The organism is Bradyrhizobium sp. Kon56 (genome assembly GCF_055807635.1).
In genome coordinates this window covers 74073-98617 of record NZ_JBVVOU010000025.1, presented here as the reverse complement: position 1 = coordinate 98617, position 24545 = coordinate 74073, and the positions used below count along the sequence as shown (strand labels likewise).

Sequence of the window (24545 nt, the reverse complement as noted above, 5' to 3'; positions counted from 1 at the left end):
TACGGCAAAATCGTGTGGTCCTGACGCCCGGGGTCTGTGCGTCAAGCGTTGCGGTGATGTGGGTTGCCCAACCGGGCACACGCATCAGCCATCCGCAAGGCGACGGGGGCAATAGTGCATCGCTCCCCGGGGAGAGCACGACATAAGCCGTAAAGCCACTGCGCAGGGAAGGCCGGATGTTGGGCTTCACCTGTATGCCGCTGTGCATTGTTCTTACGACAATCTCGCACAGTGGACCGCGGGTGCCAGCCGGCACCCGGTCTTCCCTGCGCCCTCTTTCATTTTGAGGGTGAGGCGACCAAGCAAAGCTCGGGCGAAATGCGCCGCGAGAGGGCGAAGGTGTGTCTGCCGCTCGGAATGCGAATCGAAGCGCGACGCTGCCAGCCACTCACTCCGTCATTGCGAGCGCAGCGAAGCAATCCAGTCTGCCGCCGGGGAAAGATTCTGGATTGCTTCGCTGCGCTCGCAATAACGATGCTGAAGCAGCGCGTGCCGACACCGCGATCTCGTGCCGCCGGACGCCGCGCAGAGCGGGGCCCCTGTCCTTCTTTACATGGCGCTCCGCTCTTGTAACAAAACCGTCATGCAGCGAAACTAAACGAAGCCGGGGGCCGCGGTTGGCGGCCAAGCCGCCTCGCAGGGAGAGATTTTGATGCGCCGTTCGCTGGTTTTGCTGTCAGCCGGACTGACAGTGTTGTCCGCAGGATTTTCGACCGGACCTGCCTCCGCAGAGAACAACACGCCCCGTAACCTGATCCTGTTCATTCCGGACGGTCTGCGGGCGCTGAAGGTCACGCCTGAGACCGCCCCCGCAATGGCCGAAATCCGCGACAAGGGCGTCAACTTCAAGAATTCGCATTCGCTGTTCCCGACCTTCACCATGGCCAACGGCTCGGCGATGTCGACCGGCCATTATCTCGGCGATACCGGCGTGTTCTCCAATACGATCTGGACCAACTACACCTCGGTACCCGCCGGCGACACCGTGGTCCCCTTCATCGAGAACGACGCCGTGCTTGGCGACATCGACGAGCATTTCAAGGGCGACTACCTCAACGAGGACACGATCCTGAAATTGGCCCGCGACAAGGGCTACAGCACCGCCGCGCTCGGCAAGCATGGTCCGACCTATCAGTTCGACCACACCGACAAGCCCGAAAAGGCCGGCCTGCATTCGGTCGTGTTCGACGATGCGACCGGCGGCAAGAACGGCGTGGCGCTGTCGGACGAGGTCAAGGCCGCTCTCACCAAGGCCGGCCTGCCCCTCGCCACGCCGCCGCGCGGCGACAACTCCAAGGCGGGCGATGCCAAGACGCCCGGCACCACGGCGGCCAACGTCGCGCAGCAGGCCTATTTCGCCGATGTCGCGGCCAAGGTCGTGCTGCCGATGTTCAAGGCGCGCAACAAGCCGTTCGTGCTGGTGTTCTGGTCGCGCGACCCCGATGGCAGTCAGCACAACACCGGCGACAGCCTCAACCAGATCATGCCCGGCATCAACGGGCCGACCTCGATGGCCGGCATCAAGAATGCCGACAACAACCTCGCCCAGCTCCGCAAGGCGCTGGACGAGCTCGGCCTTGCCGCCACCACCAACATCATGGTCCAGGCCGACCACGGCTTCTCGACCATCTCCAAGGAAAGCAAGACCAGCCCCTCGGCCAAGGTCAGTTATGACGACACGCCGAAGGACTTTTTGCCGATGGGTTTTCTGGCGCTCGATCTGGCGAAGGCGCTCGACCTGCCGCTGTTCGATCCCAACGACAAGAACGCCAAGGTCGAGGGCAACAAGCATCCCAAGGCCGGCAACGGCGTGCTCGGCAAGGATCCGGAAAAGCCCGATCTCGTCGTCGCCACCAATGGCGGCTCTGACCTGATCTATTTGCCGACCAAAGACAAGAAGCTGGCGGCCAAGACCGTCAAGCTGCTGCTTGAGCAGGATTACGTCTCCGGCCTGTTCGTCGATGACTCGCTCGGCCGCTTCCCCGGCACGCTGCCGCTGTCGAGCATCAATCTGCGCGGCAAGGCGGCGACGCCGACGCCGGCGATCGTGGTCAACTTCCGCTCCTATGCCAGCGATTGCGGCGAGGCGCCGACCAACTGCTCGGTGCAGGTCGCCGACACCGTGCTGCGCCAGGGCCAGGGCATGCATGGCAGCTTCAGCCGCGGCGACACCATGAACTTCATGGCCGCGGTCGGTCCGGACTTCAAAGCCGGCTATGTCAGCGAGATCCCGGTCAGCAATGCCGACGTCGGCATGACGGCCGCCCAGCTCCTCGGTCTGCGCGCTTCTCAGAACGGCGGTCTCGTCGGCCGCGTGATGTCGGAGGCGTTGCCCAACGGCATCGTGCCGAAGGCCTACAAGGGGGTCGAGAAGTCGAAGAAGTCCGAGAACGGCCTGCAGACCGTGCTGAACTTCCAGCGCGTCGGCAGCCAGCGCTATTTCGACACGGCCGGCTTCCCCGGCCGCACGCTCGGGCTGGAGCCGGACGCCGGCAAACAAAAAACGGCGGGGAAATAACCCCGCCGTTCAAATGCGTCCTTCGTGAAAGGCGCAGAATTTTACATGCCCAAAATCTTACATGCCGATGTCGAACACGTTCGGCAATTGGCCCGCCAGAGGCAGCGCGGTGGCGCCCAGGAAGGTCGCCACCATCGCCATCAGGCGACGGTTGTTCTGGCGCTTGCCGCGCATCTGGCCGGCGATCCACTCGAGCATTTCGCTGTTGACCTTGGAGGCATAGGACGGCGCCCAGCTCTCGATGTCGGACTCGGCCGACAGCGCCACGCTGCGCGGCGGCACCTTCAGGCCGGAGGCGCTCGCGGCATAATGAGCTACCGCCTTGGCGAGCAGGTCGTCGAACCGGCCGCCATCGGTGCGCTCGGTGGCGGCTTCGTTGATCTCGAACAGCACTTCGGCCTCAGTGCGGCTGACCGGCTGGTCGTTGACGGCCGTGGCGGTGAGGATGCGGGCGCACCAGGCGGTGTCATCGGCATCGAGCGAGCGGGAGAAGTGCACCCTTCCCTTGGTGGTCGGGCCTTCGCCCGTGATCACGCCGTCGCGCACGATGGTCAGTGCATGGGTCGAGGTATCGCGGCAGGATGGTTCGAGGGACGGTGACTCAACAGACTTATGCGCAGCGGCAGACATAGTTCACTTCCAGATTTCTTCTGATCGGCCAGCATTTTCATGCCGGCGTAAAGGGGTGGTTAATGATTCGGCACCGGGATCGCGACTCTTTGAGATAGTTGCCAATTGGTCGCTGTCAGGACCATTTTGGTTCTGGCGAGCGCCGGGCGAGCGTGATGGAAGTCATAAAAGGCTTTCTCGGGGCAATCACGCCCGTATAGCCCCGGTGGAGATGTTTCGCCGCGGGCGCGGCTGTAACAAAAAGGTGCTAGGAAATCAGGCCTTCAAAGAAGGAATTCACATTTTACTTGAAGCGGTTCAGTTAGCGTTCACTTGGGATCGCGGAGACCCTATAATGGCCGCGACGGTCAAAGATGAATTCGCAAGTAAATTCAATAACATGAGGTAGAACCATGACACTTCCGATTGGCACCACCGCCCCCGACTTCGAAGCCGAGACCACCGAAGGGAAGATCAAGTTCCACGACTGGATCGGCAATAGCTGGGCGCTGCTGTTCTCGCACCCGAAGGACTTCACACCGGTTTGCACGACCGAGCTCGGCGCGCTGGCCAAGCTGAAGCCGGAATTCGACAAGCGCGGCGTCAAGCTGATGGGCCTCTCGGTTGATCCGGTCGACCGCCATTCCAAATGGTCGGAGGACATCAAGGAGACGCAAGGCGCGGCCCCGAACTATCCGATGATCGGCGACACCGATTACAACGTCTCCAAGCTCTACGGCATGCTGCCGGCCGCGATTTCGGGCGATCCCCTCACCCGCACGGCCGCCGACAACCAGACGGTCCGCAACGTCTTCATCATCGGGCCGGACAAGAAGATCAAGCTGGTGCTGGTCTATCCGATGACGACGGGTCGGAACTTCCAGGAGATCCTCCGCGTGATCGACTCGCTCCAGCTCACCGCCAAGCACCGCGTCGCGACCCCGGCCGACTGGTCGCAGGGTGACGACGTCATCATCGCGGGCTCGGTCTCCAACGACGAGGCCAAGACGATCTACCCGCAAGGCTGGAAGGAGCCGAAGCCCTACATCCGGATCGTGCCGCAGCCGAAATAACGGAACTGTCATTCCGGGCGATGCGTCAGCGCCGCCCGGGACGACGATGTTAGCTCTTACGCCGCGCGCACGCGTTCGAGGAAGCCCTCGACCTCGGCCTTCAGATGCAGGCTCTCGCCCGACAACGCCTGAGCGGAAGCAAACATCCGGCTGGACGTCTCACCGGTCTCGTTCGCACCCTCGGCGGCCTGACGGACGTTGACGGCGACATCGGCCGTGCCCGATACCGCCGCGCGAACGCTGGCGACGATGTTTTGGGTCGCGCTCTTCTGCTGCTCGACCGCCGCCGAGATCGAGCCCGCGATGCCGCTGATGCGCTCGATGGTCTGGCTGATCGCCTTGATGGCGACAACCGATTCCTCGGTCGCAAGCTGCATGCTGGCGATCTGGTTCGAGATCTCGTCGGTTGCCTTGGCAGTCTGGCCGGCGAGCGTCTTGACCTCCTGGGCCACCACCGCAAAACCGCGGCCGGCATCGCCCGCGCGCGCGGCTTCGATGGTCGCGTTCAGCGCCAGCAGGTTGGTCTGCTCGGCGATCGAGGTGATCAGCTTGACGACATCGCCGATGCGCGCGCCCGCCTCGGAGAGCTGCGCGATGCGCTGATCGGTCGCCTCGGCCTGCCGCACGGCCTCAGCGGAAATGACGTTCGATTCCTGCACCCGCCGGGTGATTTCGGAGATCGATTGAGACAGCTCGTCCGAGGCGGACGCCGCCGAACGCACGTGCTCGGAGGCGCTTTCGGAAGCTCCGGCCGACCGCGCCGACAGATCGGCGGTGGAGCGCGCAGTGTCGGTGAGCTGCCGCGCCGTCCGCTCGAATTCGCCTGACGATGTCAGCACCTTGTCGAGAATGCCGCCGACACCGCCCCGGAACTCCTCGACGAAATTGCGCAGCTCGGATTTGCGCTGCTCGGCGGCCGCAGCCGAAGCGGCCGCCTGCTCGCTGCGCATCCGCGCCCGCTCCTGCGAATTGCTCCTGAACACCCCGACCGTGCGGGCGATCTCGCCGATCTCGTCGGCGCGATTCTCGCAATCGATCTCGACGTCGCTCTGGCCTTCGGCGAGCGCGGTCAGCGAGCGCGTCACTGAGGTGAGCGGCTTGGTGACGCGGCGGACGACCAGCAAGGTCAGAACCAGCACCAGCAGCGCCGCGAGCCCGGCGGCGATCGCCATGCTTTCGATGGTGTGGGCCAGCATGCTCTCGAATTGGGCCATCGGGATGCCGACATAGAGGATGCCGGCGACCTTGCCGCTGGCGTCGGCGATCGGGAAATAGGCGGTCATGAAGGACTTGCCGAACAGGGTGGCCGGGCCCTTGTAGGCCTCCCCACGACGCAGCAGCGCCTGCGCCGGATGATCGGCGGCAAGCTGGGTCCCGACGGCGCGGTCGCCATTTTCCTTCTTCACGTTGGTCGACCGCCGCACGAACTGCCCGCTCGCATCGTCGAACACGAACAGGGTCGCGTTGCCGCCGACATAGGACACCGCGCGATCGACGATGGCGTGATCCCTGAAGTCCGGCATCTTGGGAATCTCGGCGCGCGCCACCGCGCCATCCCGCATCGTGATCTTCGCATCGGGAACGATTTCGGCAAAGGCCAGGGCCAGCGTCCGCAGGCTAACCTCGATGTCGCGGAGCGCACGATCGTTGAAAGCGGAGCTGAGCGACCAATAGCCGGCGCCAACCACGAGCGCCGTATTCATGGCGATCAGCAACACCGCGCACAGGAGCGCCTTGGTGCCAAGTTTGAATTGCGGCAGAAACTTCGCCGTTGCTCGTCCGTACATGAATGAAATCACCTCCGTAATTCCTGCATACTCGTGCAATCGGCTTACGGTCGCATTAATGACGGTTCCATCGCAGCACGCGACATGCTTTCCAAATCGTTAACGAGGCCACCCTGACCACGCCCAGAACTACGCTAAGCACTACGCCAAGCGCTCCGCCTATCATCGTCTGGCTTCGCGACGACCTCCGCCTGTCCGACCACCCCGCCCTCCACGCTGCCGCCAAGGCGGCTGCGAAGACCGGCGCGCCGGTGATCTGCCTCTATGTGCTGGACGATTCGGCCGGGCGAGCGCCGGGCGCCGCGGCGCGCTGGTGGCTGGCGCAGTCGCTGCGGGCGCTCGGCGCGGACATTGCCACGCGCGGCGGATCGCTGATCCTGCGCAAGGGGCCGGCAGCCAGGGTGATCGCGGAGGTGGCGCGTGAGAGCGGAGCCCGCACGGTCCACTGGAACGGGATCGCACAGGCGCCGCATCAGGCGATTGAGCGGCAGCTCGAATCCGCGCTGGCAAAGATCGGCGTGGACTCGCAATGTTTCCCCGGCGACCTGCTCGTTCCGCCCGCGGTAATCCGCAACAAGGAAGGCCGCGGCTTGCGCGTGTTCACGCCATTCTGGCGGCGCGTGCTGGCGCTCGGCGATCCGCCAAAGCCCCTGCCGGCGCCGAAGGACCTGCGTCCTGCGCCGACGGTCGCCAGTGACACGCTGGAGACCTGGAAGCTTGAGCCTGGCAAGCCAGATTGGGCCGGCGGCCTGCGCGAGACATGGACCCCGGGCGAAGCTTCCGCCCGCGCTCGCCTGCGCGACTTCCTCAAGCACACCGCACAAGGCTATGTCGGCGATCGCGACCGCCCGGACCGAGAGGGCACCTCACGCCTGTCACCGCATTTGAGGTTCGGCGAGCTCAGCCCGCGCCAGGTCTGGCACGCCGCGCGGTTCGCCGCGGCGGAAAATCCCGCGATCGGACCCGGCGTCGACAAGTTCCTGAGCGAGCTCGGCTGGCGTGAGTTCTGCCGGCACCTGCTGCACGACCACCCCAATCTTGCAACCGAAAACCTGCAAGCGAATTTCGACGGCTTCCCATGGAAGCCCGACGCCAAGGCGCTCTCCGCCTGGCAGCGCGGCCGCACCGGCTATCCCATCGTCGACGCCGGCCTGCGCGAGCTCTGGCACACTGGCGTGATGCACAACCGGGTGCGAATGGTCGTCGCCTCGTTCCTGGTCAAGCACCTCCTGATCGACTGGCGCGACGGCGAAAGCTGGTTCTGGGACACGCTGGTCGATGCGGATGCCGGCAGCAATCCCGCCAACTGGCAGTGGGTCGCCGGCTGCGGCGCCGACGCGGCGCCTTATTTCCGCGTGTTCAATCCGGTGCTCCAGGGCGAGAGGTTCGACCCGGATGGAGCCTATGTGCGACGCTGGGTGCCCGAGTTGAAGGATGTGCCACCCGAGCTGATCCATCAGCCCTGGCAGGCGACACCGATCGAGCTTGCGAGCGCCGGCGTCACGCTCGGCAAGAGCTATCCGCATCCGATCGTCGATCATGCCAAGGGACGAGAGCGCGCGCTCACCGCCTACGCAAAGATCCGCAAAGGTTGAGCGTTGCTTTGACACAATTATGAAACGCGCTATCGTCACCGCTCCATGCAAACCGTGGGGGACGATATGGACGACGACAAGCCGATCACCGAACAGGCGATGGACACGATCACCACCGCCGTGGAAGCGACCAAGGACGCCGCTGTCACTGCGGTGAAGCAGGTCAGGAAAGCCGCCAAGAAGGCTGCGAAGAAGGTAGCGCCGAAGAAGGCGTCCAAGAAGAAAGCCAAGAAGGCTCCGAAGAAAACTTCGAAGGCCACCAAGAAGACTTCGAAGAAAGCTGCAAAGAAGTCGTCGAAGAAGGCGGCCAAGAAAACAGCAAAGAAGGCCACCAAGAAAGCTGCCAAGTCGAAAAAGAAGGCCACGAAGGCCAAGCGCTGATCGCAACGCTCAAGTCTCCGGGCGGACGCGCCCGGAGACGGCTCCAGCGATATCCTACCCTCACCGCTTGGCTGCGCGCCGGCCCGGGTGATGTTTGCCTTGCGGATCGCGAAATTCGCTGCGATGGCCGCGCCGGTCCTCGGCGTTGAAGCGCCGGCGCTTCTCGGGCGAGCCGAACTGCTTGATCAATCTCCTGCCGTTCACCTTTTTGATGACGTAGCCGCCCTCGGTCATCGAGAACGGCTCCTTGAGCAATCCCATGTGGTCGAACTTCGTGCCGCGGGGATGCTTGAAGGGTTCGAACCAGGACGGGTAAACGAAGTTCGACATCGGGAGATCGTTGACGACGAAGGCGTCCTCTTCCACTGCGTCGCAGACCTCGTAGGCGTATTGGGTGTGCCGGGTCTTGTCGGCCCACAGATTGGCCATAGGGTCGAGCACCATCTCGAACAGCTCATGCGAGGCTGCCAGACTGACCGGATCGTCCTTGGACAGCGCCTTGAGGAAGATCTTCGAGATCGGCTGTCCCCGATGCGTCAATTCATGCCGCCCGAGGAAATTCTTGTGGGTCGCATCGTCGAAATAGACCAACTGCCAGTCAGTGGGCTTCGGCTTGCGGGTAACGTCGAGATCGACGGGGTAGCCCCAGACCGGCAGGAAGTGCTCGTCATAGCATTTCTGCAGCGCGGCCGTGAGCCGCGCCATCACCTGCTCGCTCATCATCTCCTCTGCATAATTAATGCAGGCAATCCGGACTGGCTTCAGGGACCTGCCAAGCAATGCGCGTCTCGCCTTCTTCATGGAAAATCACCTGTGAAAGGGGCACTGAAATGCGCCGACCCTAGCACGAACGCGCCGCGCACGTCAGGGATGTATTCGAGCGGCTTGGCCCGCCGGCCCTAGAAGCGTCGGTTGACCACGAACACCGCGGCCGCGCACATCACCATGCCCGCGATCGCCAGCGCATCGAGCTTTTCTCCGAACAGCAGATAAGCCATCAGCGCCGTCACGGCGGGCACCAGATAGAACAGGCTTGCAACAGACGTGGCGGCGGCGTGGCGGATCAGCCAGTACAGCAGCCCGATCGACCCGATCGAGAGCGCCACGGCGAGCCAGGCCAGCGCGAGCATGAACTCGCGCGTCCAGTGCACCACGCGGTCCTCGAACAGGAACGCGCCGATCGCGAAGAAGATCGTGACGGACACGTACTGCGCGAGATTGCCGGCGCGCCAGTCGATGTGGTTGCAGTAGCGGCGCTGATAGAGCGTGCCGAGCGTGATGCTGATCAGCGAGACCACCGAGGCGAGCCAGCCGAGCCCGGCTTCGCCAGTCATGGGACGGCCGTGCAGGATCAGCACCACGCCGCCGAGGCCAAGCACGAGCCCCGCCCATTGCACCGGCGTCACCTTCTCCCCGAGCCAGCGGTTGGCGATGGTCGAGGTCAGGATCGGCTGAAGGCCCGGAATGAGCGCGGAGAGCCCGGCCGGAATCGAGTGCGCGATCGCGATCGCGGTGCCGCCGAGATAGAAGCCATGGACGAGAATGCCCGCGACTGCGCTGTGCGCGATGCCGATACGATCCGGCCATTTCGGTCGCGCGATCGCGACGATGATCGCCATCAGACCGACCACGAACGCCATGCGGATCGCGAGGTAGGTCAAGGGATCGGCATTGTTGACGACGTATTTGGTGCCGATGAAGCCCGTGCTCCAGAGCAGGACGAACAGGATCGGCGCGGCGCGGGCGGCCAGGGCTTCTTGATTGTGGTTCATTGGCGCCCTCATTGCCTCACAGGGGGCCGATGCGGCAATGCGAATTTCGGCCAATTTCGTCCGGGCGATGCTGCGCTGCGACGGACCGGACGGCTCAGCGGCTCACCATTCGTCCGGACAGGGATCGATGATCTTCCAGAGCTCGACGCCGTTCTTGATCTTTTTCATGTCGGTGGTGAGCCCGCCATTGCGGCGAATCCAGTCCTTCACCGTGTCGGGGTAGTAGGCCATCAGGTCGGACGTCCCCTCCGCGCTGGTGACCTTGATGCCGAAAGTGAAGGCCTTGTCGTAGTAAGCCTGGTGGAAGCCGAGGCTGGCGCGCGGCGTCACGCAGATCTTGTTCATCGGCACGATGCCGAGCACCAGGGTGCAGGCCGAGTTGCAGATGCCGTCGATGATGACGCGTTCGCCCTTCTCGCGGACGCGCTTGTACTTGGCCTTGTACTCCTCGACATAGCCGCCGTGGTCGCGGGTAATATGCAGCTCGGCCCGCGCCGGCGTGGCGGCGACGACCGAGAGCAACAGCAGGCTCAGAAGCGTGATGCGCATGGCGAGGTGACGGCGAAAGCCTTCAGGAATGGACCGGTCTATGAACCCCGAGAAGCCGGCAACAGGAGTCTTGAGCTAATTCTCTTTGGTCATACTTGTGTGGGGAATTCGTTAAGCATCTCGAAAAGGCCAAAAATGGGCAAGTCCGGACCACAGAACCGGCAATTCTGTCACACCCACCCCGGAATCTGCGGGATTGGCGTCGATTTCCGGGCTGCAGACGGGTGTTCCGGCCGCCCGAACTGGCTATAAACGGCTGACCTATTCGTGCGGGTTCCGGAGATTCGAGATGAGCAAGTTGAAGCTTGTAGCCGCGGTTGCTGTCCTGTCGGCCGCAATCCTTGCCCCTGGCCTCGCAGAGGCGCGGGGATACCACCGGTACCATCGCCACTACACGAACCCGCTGCCCTACCCGATCAGCTATCTGCACAATTACGGGCCCGGCATTACGCCCGGGACGTTCGCCTTTTACGACGGCCCGTCGACCAACCATTGCTACCAGAGCGCAGCCGCCTATGTCGGCCAGGACCGCCGTCGGCACCCCTGCTTCTGAGGGGTGCAGGCGGGTCCTCTGCGGGGGCCGCTATTTGGCGGCGCGGACAGCAGTAATTGCTTCTCGATCTCGTAGACCGGCAGTTTGACGAGGTCCTTGCCGACCTCGCCCTGGAGTGCCTTGCGCACCACATCCGAACAATCGGCGCGAATCATCCCAAGCGCACGCGGCGAGGCCACCATGGTCAAGGCCGAGGTTCTCGCCTGAGCTGACGGTGGCATCGAGCCGTCCGGCCAGGCCGCGCAGGAAGGCGCGCTCGGCCTCGTCGTGCCAATCAGTCTGCTCCACCGAGCTGCGCGTGCTACCGGCCGCGCCGTGGAGCCTGCCCGGCGCGTCGGTCCCTTGCGCACCGGTCGAGGGATTGGGCTGTTCGTGCACCTCCCTGGTGTGGAGGTTCGGAAACATCTCGTCGCCGAGGTTTTCCGAATAAGCGCCTTGCGCCCGTCGCACACGACCAGCCAGTCACCCTTGTCGATTCTCATTTGGTCCATTGCACAGCTCCAAAGCCACCTCGCTAGCCAGCTCATCGAAATGCTCGAAAGCTGGCCACGACGCCAAGCTTAGGGACGAAGCTGCACCGACGAATTGCGCGGGATCAAGGATGGCGGCGATGTCCTGCGGAGCGCAACGCAAGCGCAGCATTGGTCAAGAGCGCGAACCTGGGATAGTCTGGCGGAGCTAAAGGTCAGGCCTGCGGCGGGCTGGGCTGAAGACCTGTTCATCAGCATTACATTTCGGTCCCGCCACAATTTGATCAGAACAAACTTCGATATCCCTGTATTGCGTAAGCGGAGAAAGACATCATGAAGCTTAGAATTGGCCTCGTCGCCGCGTCCCTGTTCGGTGCGTTGGTCGCATCATCGGCGGCGTCTGCCATGCCCATCGCGCCTGCTCCTGCGACGCCGCAGGTCTCCGACGTCGAGCAGGTCCGCATGGTCTGTGACGCCTGGGGACGCTGCTTCTGGCGCCCGAACTACTATGGATACTACGCCCCGCGGCCCTATTACGGTCCCCGATATGCACCGCGCTTTTACGGTGGCCCTCGCTATTACGGACCACGCTATCGCCGCTGGTGATTCTAAAAGGGGCCCTTCGGGGCCCCTTCGCTTTTGCGAGATCAAGGATGTTGGTCTGGAGTCATTCCAAAACTGATCTAGATCAAAGACGCAATCCGCCACGCCGTCATTCTCCGACGATGGTCGATTTGATCGTTTTTCGATGTCCCCAGACGGGTATGAATGTGCAGACACGTCTGGAGAAGCAACTGAGACAGGAGGCGCAGAGCTTTGCCTCCTTCGCCTGTCCCGCCTGCACGCGGCTGCATTTCATCGACCTCGCATCCGGCCAGCCGATGACTCGGGACCGTTGACGGCGACATCGATCCGCCAAGCTTCAGGCCATGATGTCCGCAATACTACGGCCCGGAATCCGGTTTACTGAAGCGCGATGTTTCGCCATTGATGGCGATGTTCCGACGTTCATTTGATTGTCATATTGCAGCAGACGGTCGCACGCATGTTGTTCGACGCCCTCGCCCCATCCTCGGCGCTTCAATTGATCGGCTTTGCCGACGTCGATGCGTTTCGGCCGATCGAGTCGATGGAGGATGCGAGAAGCATTCCGCTCGACGTCCGGAATTTCGCGGCGGCTCGTGCTGTCGTCTCCCTGCCCGGCTGCCGCATCGTCATGATGCGCTCGTTCGCGCGCATCCTCGACGCCGCCTATCGGATGCCCGGGGGGATGGTGATCCTGCCCATGACGGACGACCTTCAGGTCAATTCCAAGGGCATGGATCTGGACACGCGTTTCTTCATCGCGCTCCGCGGCAGCGATGAATGCCATTTCGTCGAGCGCCGGACCAATCATCATGCGATGATCATCTTCTCACCCGGCATGAGCGACCGGGGCTGGTTCGATCAGGCGGACGACTTGCGGGCCTATGTCGCGAACCGCCCCGCTTTGCTCCACATTCGGCAGCTCCTGCTCGACATTCTGCGAACCGCGTCGGTGCAGCCGGCCCTGTTCGAAACGACCGAGGTCGCCGCCCATCTCCAGGAAGGCCTGCTGCTCGCGCTCGACGATCTGTTTCGCATTGATTCGCTCTCGGACCGGAGTGCCTCCGTCCAGGGCGAGCGGTCGATCAAACTCGTGCAGCGGATCGACGATTACGTCGCAGCACATCCGACTGCTCCGATCTATACCGCCGATCTCGCCGGCGAGTTTGGCGTCTCGATCCGGACGCTCGGCGGCGCCGTCAGCAAGGTGCGTGGCATGAGCCTGCATCAATACATTCGCCTGAAAAAATTGTGGGCGACGCGGTCTCGCCTTCTCAAAGGCGGGGGTGCCAACGTCGCCACATGCGCGCGCGCCCAAGGCTTTCACCATTTGGGGGAGTTTGCCGCAGCTTACCGCGCGACCTTCCACGAAGCGCCGTCCGACACGCTGGCACGGGGCCGGCAAGCCGGTCCGACGGCACGCTGACCAGATAGGCTCCGGCCTTCCGACGCGGCGCGCGCCTCAAGGGAACCAGTTCCTTCGAACCGCATTATCCAAGCAGTGCGCCGGCGGCGCACTGAAGCACCCCGCGCCCCGCACGCGGGTTTTTTCTCGCCGTCAACCAAGTGGTTCAGGAAAAAAATGTCTATCAGCCGCAACGTATTGTTTCTGATCATCGGTGCTCTGGTCGTCACGGCGGCCGTGCTCGGCTACAATCTCTACCAGACGAAGAAGCAGCCCGATGGCCTGCAAATCAATGTCGGTCCCAACGGGCTGAAGATCCAAGGCAAATAGAGGCGGCTCACGGCCTCGCGCCAGATCCGAGAAAACTCTGGCCCTGCAAGTGGCGCGCTCGGAGAGATTCGAACTCCCGACCCTCGGAATCGAAATCCGATGCTCTATCCAGCTGAGCTACGAGCGCCCTGGCCCAGATCTTGGACCGTAACCGAGACGCCCCAGATAGCTGCTGGCGAGCCAGCAGGCCGGGCGACGTTCGGATGGGTTCGAATTAGCAGAGAGGCCGGCCAATAAAAAGCCCTTCCGGCCTCGATTCGGGACGGGTCAGACCCGCCCTCACCAGGTGCTGTTGAAGAAGCCGAAATGCGGCTGCTGCGCCATCACCATCATCGGCCGCCCTTGCTGCGGCACCGGATGCGTTCTGGCGACCTTGCGCTTGGGCTGCTGCGCCGGGGTCTGAGGAGGCTGGGCCTGCGCCTGAACTTGCGGCTGAATTTGCGTCTTGGCCTCGGTCTTCTTGACCGCAGCGGTATCGGCCTTCGCGGCCGGCGTGAATTGGGCGAACGTCTCGCGGACCCGCGCCTTGGCTGATATCTCGGCCAAAGCGGGTGACATGCTCTCCACGGGCGGCTGGGGAGCCGCGACGGCGGCGATCTTCGCCGCAGGGGCGGCAAGCGTCGGCTGACTGGTGTCGAGTACGACACGCTCCGGCAGGTGGCGATCGGACCGGATCCGAATCAACGGCTGTTCGTTGCTTGCGGTTGCGATAGCCTGCGTCACAGGCGAAGTCGGCAGAACGTAGTTCGCCGCGAACAGCAGTGCGAGCAAGGCTCCACCGACGAAGAAGAAATACCGAAAGATGGGCATTGGCCACGCTCCGCCCGCCGCATCCCCGCGTGGGCTCTCCGCCTTAACAGGCGATCATTTAATTAGTTCCTGGCCCAGCCGTTCGGTTCAAATGGCGACGCCAAGTTTTTCGGCCAACCCCCAGGACAGTAACTTTTCCGCTACCCGGCACTGCCGGCCTTAGGTCCGGCGTGCTGCCACAAGCGAACACTTCGCCTGATCGGCATTCACGTTGACGAAGCCGACAGGAATGCGCGCAAAAGTCTTGCGGCTCTTCATGCTGACCGGATCCGCCAGAACGCGGGTGCGGTCGGTGAGATGACTGCCATCACGCCGCGCAAAAGCGCAGACGATCTCGACATCCTTTACGGCATAGTCGTTGTCGTTGCGCAGCGTGAGCGTCACCAGCGCCTTCGATCCAAGGCCGCCGCGGCGCCAGGTCTGAGATGAAATCCTGATCCGGCCGAGTTCTGCCATTGTCGGAATCTGAGCTTCGGAGGCCGGCGACACGGCGACCGCATCGCGCGAAGGCGCCGTCTCGACGGCTGCCACGTCAGACCTCACCGGTTCGGCACTGTTGCCTCTGGAGACGGGGAGCAGCATCCAGATGCCGCAACCGACGATGATGGCCGCCAACAGCCACAGCAGGCCTCGCCCAAATGAAACGCTCGCGATCGTCACCGCCCGCGCCAGTCGTTCGCCGGTCCCGGCGAAACGCCCTAACCCGATGCGGTCAAACCCAGCGCTCATGGTTGCCTCACCGATCGCAGCGGAAGCACGTTTCGACAACGGATTCGGCCACTGCTTACTTAATCCGGAAGGCGAACTAAGGTTCCCGCGCAGCTGCCGAGTCGGCAAGAGCGGTGGCGGTCACGGGCCGAGCCCGCTAACATGCGCTGCAACATCAAGATCCGTCGGGAGAACACGAAATGCCAGTCGTCACTTGGGATCACGTCCATCTGCGCAGCCCCGATCCGGAGGCCACGGCGGCCTGGTTGCGGGACATCCTCGGTGGCGAGATCGTGCAAGCGCCCGGACGGATCGACGTGAATCTCGGCGGCGCAAGGATCTTCATTGCGCCCCTCGAGGGCGACAATGCGGTCAACCCGCCGCCGCCGCACCCGCATCAAGGCCTCGACCATTTCGGTCTCACGGTGAAGGACATCGACGCCGTCGCCGCCGAGCTCAAGGCCAAGGGCGTCACTTTCACGCGCGAACCGACCACGATCCGCCCCGGCGTGCGCATCTGCTTCATCCGCGGCCCCGAAGGCATCTCCATCGAGCTGCTCGAGCGCGACAAGAAATATACCTGACACGGCGCGCGCCGCATCGGCTCACCGGGCGACGTTGCCGCCCGGCGTGCTCAAGTCATGCTGCCGGGCATGAAGCAGCGGACGGCGACGCCCATGTAGCCGTGAATCGGCCAGACCATGGTGCGCCCCACCCGGTTCGGCTCCGAGATCACGGCCTCCTCGGGCACGTCGACCCAGACGAGCTCCTGCGGTCGGCCGTCGATCATGTAGCCATAACGCGGGACGCGGACCCGATAATGCCCGTCCTTGCTGTCCCAGTCGGCGTCCGAGAGCGCCGAGCCGTCGGCATCGGAGCAACAAGGCCCCTTGCCGCTTCGCAGTCCGTCGAACCAGGCCTTCAATTCGGCATTGGCGTTGACGAACTGGCCGCGGTCGCGCGCGTGGCCGAAGGGGGCCGCGAGTGCGATCAGGGCCAGGACGCATGCTAGGCTCGCCACGGTTCGCCAGCGTGCTGCGCCGCCGATCCGCCGTTGTCGTGTTTCGCAAATCGTGGGACGCACACTGTACAGACGCGGCTTCTCGCCGCCGGAATCGATCCAGTTGCTCACGTTTGTCTTGCTCCAGCACCCCGCGGCCAGTGCAACAATGGTTATGCATTTCGCGGGCCAACTTGATTCGCAACGACTGGCCTCGCTTCATGATCAGACCGTCATGGCGGTGTCATAGACAAGCCGGGACAATTACGGCTCACGGGCAGGCTCGCAAGGTCGGCGGCCAAACTGCCGCGTTGCGTGGCCGCATGCCCTTTGGCATAAATGCACCACCGGTTACGCCATTGGGCGATGGCGGCCGGCCTCGGGACGTTATGAAGAACGGCCTCTATTCGATTCACGTGAACCTGCTCGATGGTCGGGTCGGCAAGGGCAGCGGCGTGATTCTTTTTCGCGACGGCAAGATTCTTGGCGGCGACGCCTATCTCTATTACACCGGCAGCTACACGGTGAAGGACAACACCTTCAAGGGCGAGGTGCTGGTCCAGCGTCACACCTCGCCGCGGGGTGACGACAATCCGCTGTTCGGCGGGCCTGCCGCGGTCGGCATCGGCCTCAGCGGCACGTTCACGGAGACGCGCGGGGACATGACGGGCACCGCGCTGGTCGGAAAGGCCAGCCAGATTTTCGGCGCGACGCTGCATAAGCTTGCAGAGGCCGACTAGAGCTTCGGTTCTGATTGAATCAGAACTGAAGCTCTCAATTGTTGTTTCGACGCATTTTCGTCACGCGGACCGGCATCCACTTCGCTCGAAAACGCGTGAGCTATTCCGCGGCCTGCTCGAGCGGCGCCACGCGCGGCAGGATGATCTGGATACGTGTGCCGCTGCCCGGTTCGGAATCCAGATCGAGCCGTCCGCCGAGCCTGTTCGTGACGATGCTGTAGACGATGTGCAGCCCGAGGCCGGTGCCGCCCTGATCGCGCCGCGTCGTGAAGAACGGATCGAAGGCACGGCGGCGGACGTCGAGCGACATGCCGCAGCCATTGTCGGAGAAGATGATCTCGACATTGTCCTTGCCGGACTCGCGCACCTGGATGTCGATGGTCCCCGGCCGGCCGTCCGGGAAGGCGTGCGCCACCGCGTTGAGAAACAGATTGGTCAGCACCTGGCCGTAGGGTCCGGGATAGCTGTTCATGGTCAGATCAGGCTGGCACTCGACATTGAGCGTCAGATTGTGCTTGCGAAGGCCGGGCCGCAGACTCATCACCACCTGCTCGGTGAGGTCACCGAGATCGAAGCTGCGCTGGTCCGAATAGTTGCGGTCGGCGGCGACCTGCTTGAACGACTGGATCAGCTCCGCGGCGCGATTGAGATTGGCGACGAGCTGCGAGGACGCGTCGCGGCTGGTATGGAGAAAGTCGTTGAGCGTGGAGCGGCGCAGCTCGCCGCGTTCGACTTCGGCGGTGAACATCGCGGTCTTGCGCTCCAGCGCGGAGGCGACCGTGAGGCTGATGCCGACGGGATTGTTGACCTCGTGCGCGACGCCGGCGACGAGGCGCCCGAGCGCCGCCAGCTTCTCCGCCTCGATCAGCGAGGCCTGGGTCTCGCGCAGATTGCGCAGCGCGGTCTCGGCGGATTCCTTGGCTTTCCGCATCTCCTGCTCGCCGCGCTTGCGCTCGCCGATGTCGAGCGCCACGGTGACGATCCGCTCGATCTCGCCTTCGGCATCGAGCAACGGCAGCTTGTTGACGAGCCATTGCCGCATGTGGCCGGAAGAATCAATGTACTCCTCTTCGTAGAAGCCGAGGCCCTTTCGCAGCGTCAGCACGCGCTTGTCGCTCTCGTCGGACTTGGCCGCGCCGTAGCGCGACATCAGGTCGGCCGTGGTGCGGCCGAGCGCATCGCCGGGCTCGATTCCGAAGATGCCGGCCATGTAACGGTTCATCAGCACGTAGCGCAGGTCGCGGTCCTTGACGTTGATGACCGCTGGCACGGTGTCGATGACCTGCTGGAGCAGGCGCCGTCCTTCGGCAATGGCGTCTTCCGCGCGCTTCTGGTCGGTAATGTCGCGCAGCGTGCCCTCATAGCGGACGATGTTGCCCGCCTCGTCGCGGACGCCGGTGGCACTGTCGGACAGCCACAGGATGTCGCCGCCGCGCTGGCGCACCTGGTATTCGAACTCGCGCACCATACCGTCGCGTGCCATCAGCCGCTGATATTCGACGCGAGCCTCGGGATTGACGTAGATGGTGTGGGCGATGTCGTTGATGCTGTCGATGAGGTCTTTGGGGCTGTCATAGCCCATCATCCGCGCCAGCGCCGGATTGGCGTTGAGGAGGTCGCCGGCCGGCGTCGTGACATAGATGCCGTCGACCGAGCCCTCGAACAGTTTCCGGTAGCTCTCTTCGGCAAGGCGTTGCTCGGTCAGTGCGCGCACCGCCGCCTCGCGTGCCGTGTCGGCTTCCTCCAGCGCACGGCGGAACACTTCGGCCGCCCGCGCGATGTCGCCGATCTCGTTGTCGAGGTCGGCGGACGGGATCGAGGTGTTCTTCTCGCCGGCTGCGAGCGCGCGGATCGACCGCGCGATCTGGGCGAGCGGACGGACCGTCCGCCGCACCACGAAGCCGGCCGCGAGAATGCCGATCAGCACACCGATGGTACCGAGCACGATGCTCTGCCAGCGCGCCTCCGTCAGCGTGCGGGCAAAGTCGCGCGACAGCACGTGACCGCGCCGGGCGCTGACCTCGCGCAGCAATTCGGTGACGCGGCCGATCAGCCGACCCTCGGTTCCCAGCACCTCGCGGTCGATGTCGGCGATCTGCCGTTCACGGACCGCGACCGCGATGATCGCCTCGGCGTACTCGTTGACCGCCGATCTGAGCTTGGGATCAGTGACGCCCATCGCCCGCATGCTCTGCGCCGCCTGCTCGGCCGCGGACGGGTTGCGCGCAAGCAACCCAAGCGCGATCCGGCTCTGCGCTTCCGACAGGCGGGACGCCAGCTCTCGGTCCGCAGTGCCGGAGACAGCTGCGTCGAACTGGTCGCGGAGCGGCGGCAGCCCGGCAAGCAGCTGGGCGCGGCGGTCGATCAAGGTCGAGATCCGCTCCAGGCCGCTGCGATAAGTCGCAAGCCGCTCGCTGACGCCGTCGATCATATCCTGCTGCTCGGGCACGAGCTCGATGCGGGTCTTCTTCAGGATGTCACTGAGCGTCGAAGCCGCCTCGCCCACCTGCTTGAACTGGATGCCGGCGCCAGGGTCGGTGACGAAGTCGCGCGCGGCGAGCCGCAGCTCGTTCATGCGGCGGTCGATGTCCTCGGCGAGGTCGCCGACGCTCTGCAGCCGCTGCAGCTCGGCGAAGGTCGTGTCGATGTGCCGGATCGCGATCACGCTCGCGGTCGAGGTGACGATGATCACCGCCAGCACCAGAAGGAAGCTGCCGAACGTGAGCTGGCCGATGGAGAGCGAGAATGTTCGCTTTTTCTCAGGGGTCGGCGTCAATTCGGCGGACATTGGTGATGTGTGGACCGGGCCATTGGAGCTCCAATATACGACGTATTGCAGTCCCGGGGGAACATGCGTCTGGCCGCCGAATATCCTTAATGTTGAAGCCCTGCCGGCCTCCTTGGCCCCGGTTTTATGACGTTTTGACCACGGCCGGCCGCCGCGCCGGGATGGTCATGGCGGCGACGCCGAGGACGACGCAGGCAAGGCCGATCCAGGCGGTCCGGCTCAGGCTCTCGCCGAGGAAGGCGACGCTGATGGCAACCCCGATCGGCACGCGGAGATAGGCCTGCGCGGTGGTGCCGACCGAGCCCAGGGTCTGGATCAGGCGGAAATAGATCACGAAGGCCGCGGCCGTCGAGAAGGTCGCCAGCGCGAGCAGCGCCAGCACGGAACTCAGCGAGGGCGACAGCGTCCAGGGCTGCTCGACGATGAGCGAGGCCGGGAGCAGCGCCGCCGCCCCCGCCAGCAACGAGCCGGCCGCGGGCGCCATGGGATCGAGGCCCTTGAAGCCGCGACCGAAGATCGCGGCGCAGGCGTAGCAGATGGTGGCGGCAACGATCGCGGCCTCCGCGACGAGGCCGCTTCCAACATTATGGAAGGCATCGACGCCGACGATCAGCAGGATGCCGGCCATGCCGGCGACCACCCCGACCAGCTTTCGCGGTGTCGTCGCCTCGTGACGCGTCACGACCGCCGTGAGCAGGAAGGTGAAGATCGGGCCGGCCGAGTTGAGGATGGTCGCAAGTGCGGCATCGACGTGGCGCTCGCCCCAGGCGATCAATGTCCAGGGGATCACGCTATTGAGCACGGCCTGGAAGGCGAAGCGTTGCCAGGTCGCGGCATCCGTCGGCAGCCTGATGCCCCGCGCCCACATGATCGCGAGCAGCAGCAGGCCCGCAATCGTGGTGCGCGCCGCGATCAGCGTGATCGGAGGAATGGTGGCGACGCCGAGCTTGATGAAGGTGTAGGAGCCGCCCCAGAGCGTTGCGAGCGCGAGGAGCAGCGCCAGCTCGACGGCGATGTTGTTGTCCTGCCGATTGCCCTGTCGGTTGTCCATGTCGCGCGCTCGATCCCGTTGTCAGGGACGGAACCTAGCGCGTCTGCCCTCGCCGATACTTCGCTTTGTATCGAAGTGTCCTAGCCGATGGCCCCGACCTCGAACACCTCACCGTCATAGCCGGCCTCGCGGGGAATGCGGAGCTGACGGCCGGTTTCGGTCTTGGTCATGACAGGCATCACCGTCACGACGGACATGCCGCGGGCGTGCTCGAGCGCTGCGCTCACGCTGCCCTGCTTGGCGAGCCGGATCAAATTGCGCGTTGTCGGGAACGGCAGCTTGAAGCGGCCGCTCTCGCCGCCCTCCACCGCCTCGCGCGGCGAGACCCAGATCGAGTCGGTCGACTCCCGGCCATCATGCGCGCCGAGCTGGTCGGGCGGTGCTGCCGCAAGGAAGAACCAGGTGTCGAAACGTTTTGGCATCCCCTCGGGCGTGATCCAGTGTGCGTAAGGCACCAGCGTATCGAGCGCGAGCTGGAGGCCGTTGTCGGCCAGAATGCTCAGGAAGCTGATCTTGTGCTCGTTGAGCGCGACGCGATGCGCATCGGCGATTTCGCCGGCGCGCTTGGCATCAACAGGCGTGCCCGAGTCCTTCGAGCGCGCCAGCAGGATGCCGCTTTCCTCAAAGGTCTCGCGGATCGCGGCGATCCGAAAGCCGCGGTCCGCTTCACTCAGCCCCTCGCCGCCCGAATACAGGTCGGAGCGCTTGACGATCTCCTGATCGCCGGCATCGACGCTGCCACCAGGAAACACCAGCGCGCCCGAATTGAACTCGATCTGATGATGGCGAACCATCATGAAGACTTCGATTTCGTCGCGGCTCTTGCCGTCGACCGTCACGCCGTCGCGCAGCAGGAGGATCGTCGACGCAGGGCGTGATGCTGATGCCTCGGCCATTCGACTAACCTGCGGCGCTGGATTGCGGGCCGAGATTGGCGCGCTTGTCGACGCGGGCGACGCGCGACAGCAGGTAATCGACCTCCGCCTTCGCCATCGGGGTGATGGTGGCGCCGGGCTTGCGCTGGGCGCTGGAGGCAATGATGCCGCGCTTCTGCAGCACGTATTTGCGCACGGCAAGGCCCGCGCCGGGCTGCTGCTCGTAGCGGATCAGCGGCAGATGCGCGTCGAACAGATCATGGGCGGCGTCGCGCTTGCCTTCCTTCGAAAGCCGCACGACGTCGATCAGGAGTTCGGGGAAGGCATAGCCGGTCATGGCGCCGTCGGCGCCGCGCTCCATCTCGAAGTCCAGAAAGAGCCCGCCATTGCCGCAGAGGATCGAAAGCGGCCGCAGCGAGCCGTCCTTCTGGAAATTGCGCAGCGTCGAGATCTTTTCCAGCCCCGGCCAGTCCTCGTGCTTGAGCATCACGCAGTTCGGATTGTCGGTGACGATCTTGCGGATCACGGCCGGGGTGAACACCACCGACAAGGTCAGCGGATAGTCCTGGAGCACCCAGGGCACGTCGGGGCCGATGGCCTCGGCCGCCTGCTTGTAATAGCCGACGATCTGGTCGTCGGTCCGCAACGACGGCGGCGGCGCGATCATGACGCCGGCCGCGCCCGCATCCATCGAGGCCTTCGCCAGCGAGCGCATGGTGGCAAAGCCCGGCGCGGAGACGCCGACGATCACCTGCATCTTCTTGGCGCGCTTGACGAAGCGTACCGCCACCTGTTCGGCCTCGGCGGCATCGAGCTTCGGGGCCTCACCGAGGATGCCCAGCACAGTGACGCCGTCGCAGCCGACCTCCTCGTAGAAATCGGTCAGGCGGTCGATCGAGCGCTCGTCGATCCGGCCGTCATCGTGGAACGGCGTCGGCGCGATTGCGAAGGTGCCCTTGGCGTCGGCGGTAAGTTTCATCGTTGTCCTTGTTTCTCTCTGTCGATGGCTAAAACCGCCGCGCCCCCATCTTGATCTGCTCTTCGGAGAAGAAGATCTCCTTGGCATGATCGGCGATGTCCTGGGCCTTCCAGCCCGTGTGCGGCGGCTTCCAGCCGTCCATTTCCATCATCCGCATTTCGCGCACGCCGCGGGGCCCGGACACGCCCAGCACCTTGCCGGTCTGGTCACCGGACAAGTCGCTGACCATGTATAGCACGGCCGGCGCGATGCCGTCCGGACCCAGCGCCGCGCCGGGGTTCTCCTTATAGCGGGGCAGGTCTGCGGTCATGCGGGTCAGCGCGCCCGGCGCAAGCGTCCAGATCCGGATGTTGTATTTGCGGCCCTCGATTGCCAGCACGTTGGACAGGCCCCAGATGCCGCCCTTGGCCGCGCCGTAATTGCTCTGGCCGAAATTGCCGATCAGGCCCGAGGTCGACGAGGTGTTGACGATGACGCCGCCGCCGTTTTCCCGCATCCAGCGAAATACCGGCATGGTGCAACAAAAGGTGCCCTTCAGATGCACCTGGATGACCTTGTCCCAGTCGGACTCAGACGCCTTGGCGAAGGTCTGGTCGCGCAGAATGCCGGCATTGTTGACGAGGATGTCGGCGCGGCCGAAATGCTTGATGGCGTCGTCGAACACCGACTGGCCGCCTTCCATGGTGGAGATGTCGGCGCCGTTGGCGACCGCCTTGCCGCCTTCGGCCTTGATCGCATCCACCACGAGCTGCGCCATCGATGTGTCGGCGCCGGAGCCGTCACGGGGCCCACCGAGGTCGTTGACGACGACGGAGGCCCCTTCCCGCGCGAACAGCTTTGCGTAGGCCTCACCGAGCCCCCCGCCCGCGCCGGTGATCAGCGCAACCTTGCCGTCGAGTAGTCCCATGGTGGCTCTCCCTGTTTTGTTCTTTTGCTCCGTCATGGCCGGGCTTGTCCCGGCCATCCACGAACTTGATCGCCAACCGCGCGAAGAACGTGGATGCCCGGGACAAGCCCGGGCATGACGAAATAACTCAGAGCGCGTCGAGCGGCATCATCACCCCAGCACCGTCTTGCCGTTCTTGATCACAGTGATGCCGCGCGACTTTACCTTGGCTTCGAACGAGATCACGCCGCCGTCCTTCCAGAGGTCCATGGTCACGGTCTCGCCGGGATAGACCGGCGAGGAGAACCGCGCGACGTGCTGGCGGAAGGCGGAAGCGTCGTAATCGGCATAGGTCTGGAGCACGCCGCGGCAGGTGATGCCGTACGTGCACATGCCGTGCAGGATCGGACGTGGGAAGCCGGCCTTCTTCGCGAACTCAGGGTCGGAGTGCAGCGGGTTGCGATCGCCGCAGAGACGATAGACCAGCGCCTGGTCGGGACGCGTCACGATGTCGATGGTCGTGTCGGGTGCGCGGGACGGGCTCTTGTGCGGATCCGGCTGGGTCAGGTTCGGCCCGCCAAAGCCGCCGTCGCCGCGGGCGAAGCGGGAGGCGACCAGAGTTGCCAGCTTCTCGCCCTTCTCGTTCTTGAGCACGGTCTGATGGCTGATGACCACGCCCTTGTCCTTGCCCTTGTCGTAGACTTCGACCACGGAGGAATCGGCGGTGATGTGCGCGGCGACCGGCAGTGGCTGGTGGAAGGTGATGTCGCGCTCGCCGTCCACCACCATCACGCGGTTGAGGTTCATCTCGCCAGGCCCCGCGCCCCACGCGGCGACGGATGCAAAAGTCGGCACCACCTTGAGCGGTCGCGGCGTCAGCGTGCCCTCGTTCACGAAGGCGAGCTCGTTCTCGTCCATCGGATCGGCGCCAAGCCCAATGCCGTAGGCATAGAGCATCACTTCGCGGTCGGTGTAGGCATATTTCTGGCCGAGGTTTTTGAGGCCTTTGAGTTCGTCGTATCTGGCGGACATTTTTGTTGTTTCCTCCCGGCAGTTTCAGCGAATGGCGGCGCCCATTGAT

24 protein-coding genes, 1 tRNA gene and 1 pseudogene are annotated in these 24545 nt (G+C 64.1%); 10 read left to right on the top strand and 16 right to left on the bottom strand.

Features of this window, described 5'->3' with window-relative positions:
- Nucleotides 1-652: 652 nt before the first annotated feature.
- Nucleotides 653-2518, top strand: coding sequence for an alkaline phosphatase family protein (locus AC0L3B_RS30115; protein WP_204511441.1), 1866 nt, complete (start codon nt 653-655; stop codon nt 2516-2518).
- A gap of 57 nt (nt 2519-2575) precedes the next feature.
- Here AC0L3B_RS30115 and AC0L3B_RS30110 read toward each other — a convergent pair whose 3' ends face one another.
- Nucleotides 2576-3148, bottom strand: coding sequence for a hypothetical protein (locus AC0L3B_RS30110; protein WP_085360898.1), 573 nt, complete (start codon nt 3146-3148; stop codon nt 2576-2578).
- 392 nt (nt 3149-3540) lie between these two features.
- Between AC0L3B_RS30110 and AC0L3B_RS30105 the strand changes: the two genes are divergently transcribed.
- Nucleotides 3541-4200 (top strand): peroxiredoxin, encoded by a 660-nt coding sequence (locus tag AC0L3B_RS30105; protein ID WP_018455274.1) that lies wholly within the window; start codon nt 3541-3543, stop codon nt 4198-4200.
- A gap of 56 nt (nt 4201-4256) precedes the next feature.
- On the opposite strand, the gene AC0L3B_RS30100 is transcribed toward AC0L3B_RS30105, so the two are convergent.
- Nucleotides 4257-5987, bottom strand: a complete 1731-nt coding sequence (locus tag AC0L3B_RS30100; protein WP_247336117.1) for a methyl-accepting chemotaxis protein — start codon at nt 5985-5987, stop codon at nt 4257-4259.
- A gap of 191 nt (nt 5988-6178) precedes the next feature.
- Between AC0L3B_RS30100 and AC0L3B_RS30095 the strand changes: the two genes are divergently transcribed.
- Complete coding sequence (locus AC0L3B_RS30095) at nt 6179-7582, top strand: cryptochrome/photolyase family protein (RefSeq protein WP_247336224.1); 1404 nt, start codon at nt 6179-6181, stop codon at nt 7580-7582.
- Between the two features lie 66 nt (nt 7583-7648).
- Nucleotides 7649-7963: a hypothetical protein gene (locus AC0L3B_RS30090; protein ID WP_018455277.1), complete on the top strand. Its 315-nt coding sequence runs from the start codon at nt 7649-7651 to the stop codon at nt 7961-7963.
- A gap of 60 nt (nt 7964-8023) precedes the next feature.
- On the opposite strand, the gene AC0L3B_RS30085 is transcribed toward AC0L3B_RS30090, so the two are convergent.
- The 3 genes from AC0L3B_RS30085 to AC0L3B_RS30075 all read right to left on the bottom strand — a co-directional run bounded on the left by AC0L3B_RS30085 (nt 8024) and on the right by AC0L3B_RS30075 (nt 10284).
- On the bottom strand, nt 8024-8764 hold the full coding sequence (locus tag AC0L3B_RS30085; protein ID WP_085360890.1) for a hypothetical protein: 741 nt from the start codon (nt 8762-8764) through the stop codon (nt 8024-8026).
- A 98-nt stretch (nt 8765-8862) separates the two neighbouring features.
- Nucleotides 8863-9735: a DMT family transporter gene (locus tag AC0L3B_RS30080; protein WP_473381513.1), complete on the bottom strand. Its 873-nt coding sequence runs from the start codon at nt 9733-9735 to the stop codon at nt 8863-8865.
- A 102-nt stretch (nt 9736-9837) separates the two neighbouring features.
- The gene (locus AC0L3B_RS30075; RefSeq protein ID WP_007603109.1) at nt 9838-10284 is read right to left on the bottom strand and encodes a hypothetical protein; all 447 of its coding nucleotides are present in this window, start codon (nt 10282-10284) and stop codon (nt 9838-9840) included.
- Between the two features lie 289 nt (nt 10285-10573).
- Between AC0L3B_RS30075 and AC0L3B_RS30070 the strand changes: the two genes are divergently transcribed.
- Nucleotides 10574-10837: a hypothetical protein gene (locus AC0L3B_RS30070; protein WP_018455280.1), complete on the top strand. Its 264-nt coding sequence runs from the start codon at nt 10574-10576 to the stop codon at nt 10835-10837.
- Nucleotides 10838-10887: 50 nt separating this feature from the next.
- Here the strand turns inward: AC0L3B_RS30070 and AC0L3B_RS30065 are convergent.
- Nucleotides 10888-11328: pseudogene (locus AC0L3B_RS30065) on the bottom strand (host attachment protein); the annotation flags it as partial.
- Between the two features lie 312 nt (nt 11329-11640).
- On the opposite strand from AC0L3B_RS30065, the gene AC0L3B_RS30060 reads away from it, so the two are divergent.
- From AC0L3B_RS30060 to AC0L3B_RS30050, 3 genes are all read left to right on the top strand, one after another.
- Entirely contained in the window at nt 11641-11913 is a 273-nt protein-coding gene (locus tag AC0L3B_RS30060) for a hypothetical protein (protein ID WP_018455281.1), read from the top strand.
- 439 nt (nt 11914-12352) lie between these two features.
- Complete coding sequence (locus tag AC0L3B_RS30055; protein WP_247336114.1) at nt 12353-13318, top strand: AraC family transcriptional regulator; 966 nt, start codon at nt 12353-12355, stop codon at nt 13316-13318.
- A gap of 156 nt (nt 13319-13474) precedes the next feature.
- On the top strand, nt 13475-13627 hold the full coding sequence (locus tag AC0L3B_RS30050) for a hypothetical protein (protein ID WP_018455284.1): 153 nt from the start codon (nt 13475-13477) through the stop codon (nt 13625-13627).
- Between the two features lie 50 nt (nt 13628-13677).
- Here AC0L3B_RS30050 and AC0L3B_RS30045 read toward each other — a convergent pair.
- From AC0L3B_RS30045 to AC0L3B_RS30035, 3 genes are all read right to left on the bottom strand, one after another.
- Nucleotides 13678-13754, bottom strand: a tRNA-Arg gene (locus AC0L3B_RS30045).
- A gap of 152 nt (nt 13755-13906) precedes the next feature.
- Entirely contained in the window at nt 13907-14437 is a 531-nt protein-coding gene (locus AC0L3B_RS30040; protein ID WP_085384250.1) for a hypothetical protein, read from the bottom strand.
- Between the two features lie 159 nt (nt 14438-14596).
- Nucleotides 14597-15166, bottom strand: a complete 570-nt coding sequence (locus AC0L3B_RS30035) for a hypothetical protein (protein WP_018455286.1) — start codon at nt 15164-15166, stop codon at nt 14597-14599.
- Nucleotides 15167-15345: 179 nt separating this feature from the next.
- Between AC0L3B_RS30035 and AC0L3B_RS30030 the strand changes: the two genes are divergently transcribed.
- Nucleotides 15346-15729 carry a VOC family protein gene (locus AC0L3B_RS30030; RefSeq protein WP_018455287.1) on the top strand — a complete coding sequence of 128 codons (384 nt, stop codon included), beginning with the start codon at nt 15346-15348 and terminating at the stop codon, nt 15727-15729.
- A 50-nt stretch (nt 15730-15779) separates the two neighbouring features.
- On the opposite strand, the gene AC0L3B_RS30025 is transcribed toward AC0L3B_RS30030, so the two are convergent.
- On the bottom strand, nt 15780-16277 hold the full coding sequence (locus tag AC0L3B_RS30025; protein ID WP_473381512.1) for a hypothetical protein: 498 nt from the start codon (nt 16275-16277) through the stop codon (nt 15780-15782).
- 257 nt (nt 16278-16534) lie between these two features.
- Here AC0L3B_RS30025 and AC0L3B_RS30020 point away from each other — a divergent pair, with 257 nt between their 5' ends.
- Entirely contained in the window at nt 16535-16885 is a 351-nt protein-coding gene (locus tag AC0L3B_RS30020) for a GrlR family regulatory protein (protein ID WP_085395594.1), read from the top strand.
- Between the two features lie 100 nt (nt 16886-16985).
- On the opposite strand, the gene AC0L3B_RS30015 is transcribed toward AC0L3B_RS30020, so the two are convergent.
- From AC0L3B_RS30015 to AC0L3B_RS29990, 6 genes are all read right to left on the bottom strand, one after another.
- The gene (locus AC0L3B_RS30015) at nt 16986-19673 is read right to left on the bottom strand and encodes a PAS domain S-box protein (protein ID WP_018455290.1); all 2688 of its coding nucleotides are present in this window, start codon (nt 19671-19673) and stop codon (nt 16986-16988) included.
- Between the two features lie 124 nt (nt 19674-19797).
- On the bottom strand, nt 19798-20724 hold the full coding sequence (locus AC0L3B_RS30010) for a DMT family transporter (protein WP_473381511.1): 927 nt from the start codon (nt 20722-20724) through the stop codon (nt 19798-19800).
- 80 nt (nt 20725-20804) lie between these two features.
- Nucleotides 20805-21620 (bottom strand): NUDIX hydrolase, encoded by an 816-nt coding sequence (locus AC0L3B_RS30005; protein WP_204511498.1) that lies wholly within the window; start codon nt 21618-21620, stop codon nt 20805-20807.
- A 4-nt stretch (nt 21621-21624) separates the two neighbouring features.
- A complete protein-coding gene (locus AC0L3B_RS30000) occupies nt 21625-22578 on the bottom strand; it encodes a dihydrodipicolinate synthase family protein (RefSeq protein ID WP_018455293.1) in 954 nt (317 codons plus the stop codon).
- A gap of 28 nt (nt 22579-22606) precedes the next feature.
- Nucleotides 22607-23485, bottom strand: a complete 879-nt coding sequence (locus tag AC0L3B_RS29995; RefSeq protein ID WP_473381510.1) for an SDR family oxidoreductase — start codon at nt 23483-23485, stop codon at nt 22607-22609.
- A 150-nt stretch (nt 23486-23635) separates the two neighbouring features.
- A complete protein-coding gene (locus AC0L3B_RS29990) occupies nt 23636-24496 on the bottom strand; it encodes a MaoC family dehydratase (protein WP_473381509.1) in 861 nt (286 codons plus the stop codon).
- Nucleotides 24497-24545 lie beyond the last annotated feature (49 nt).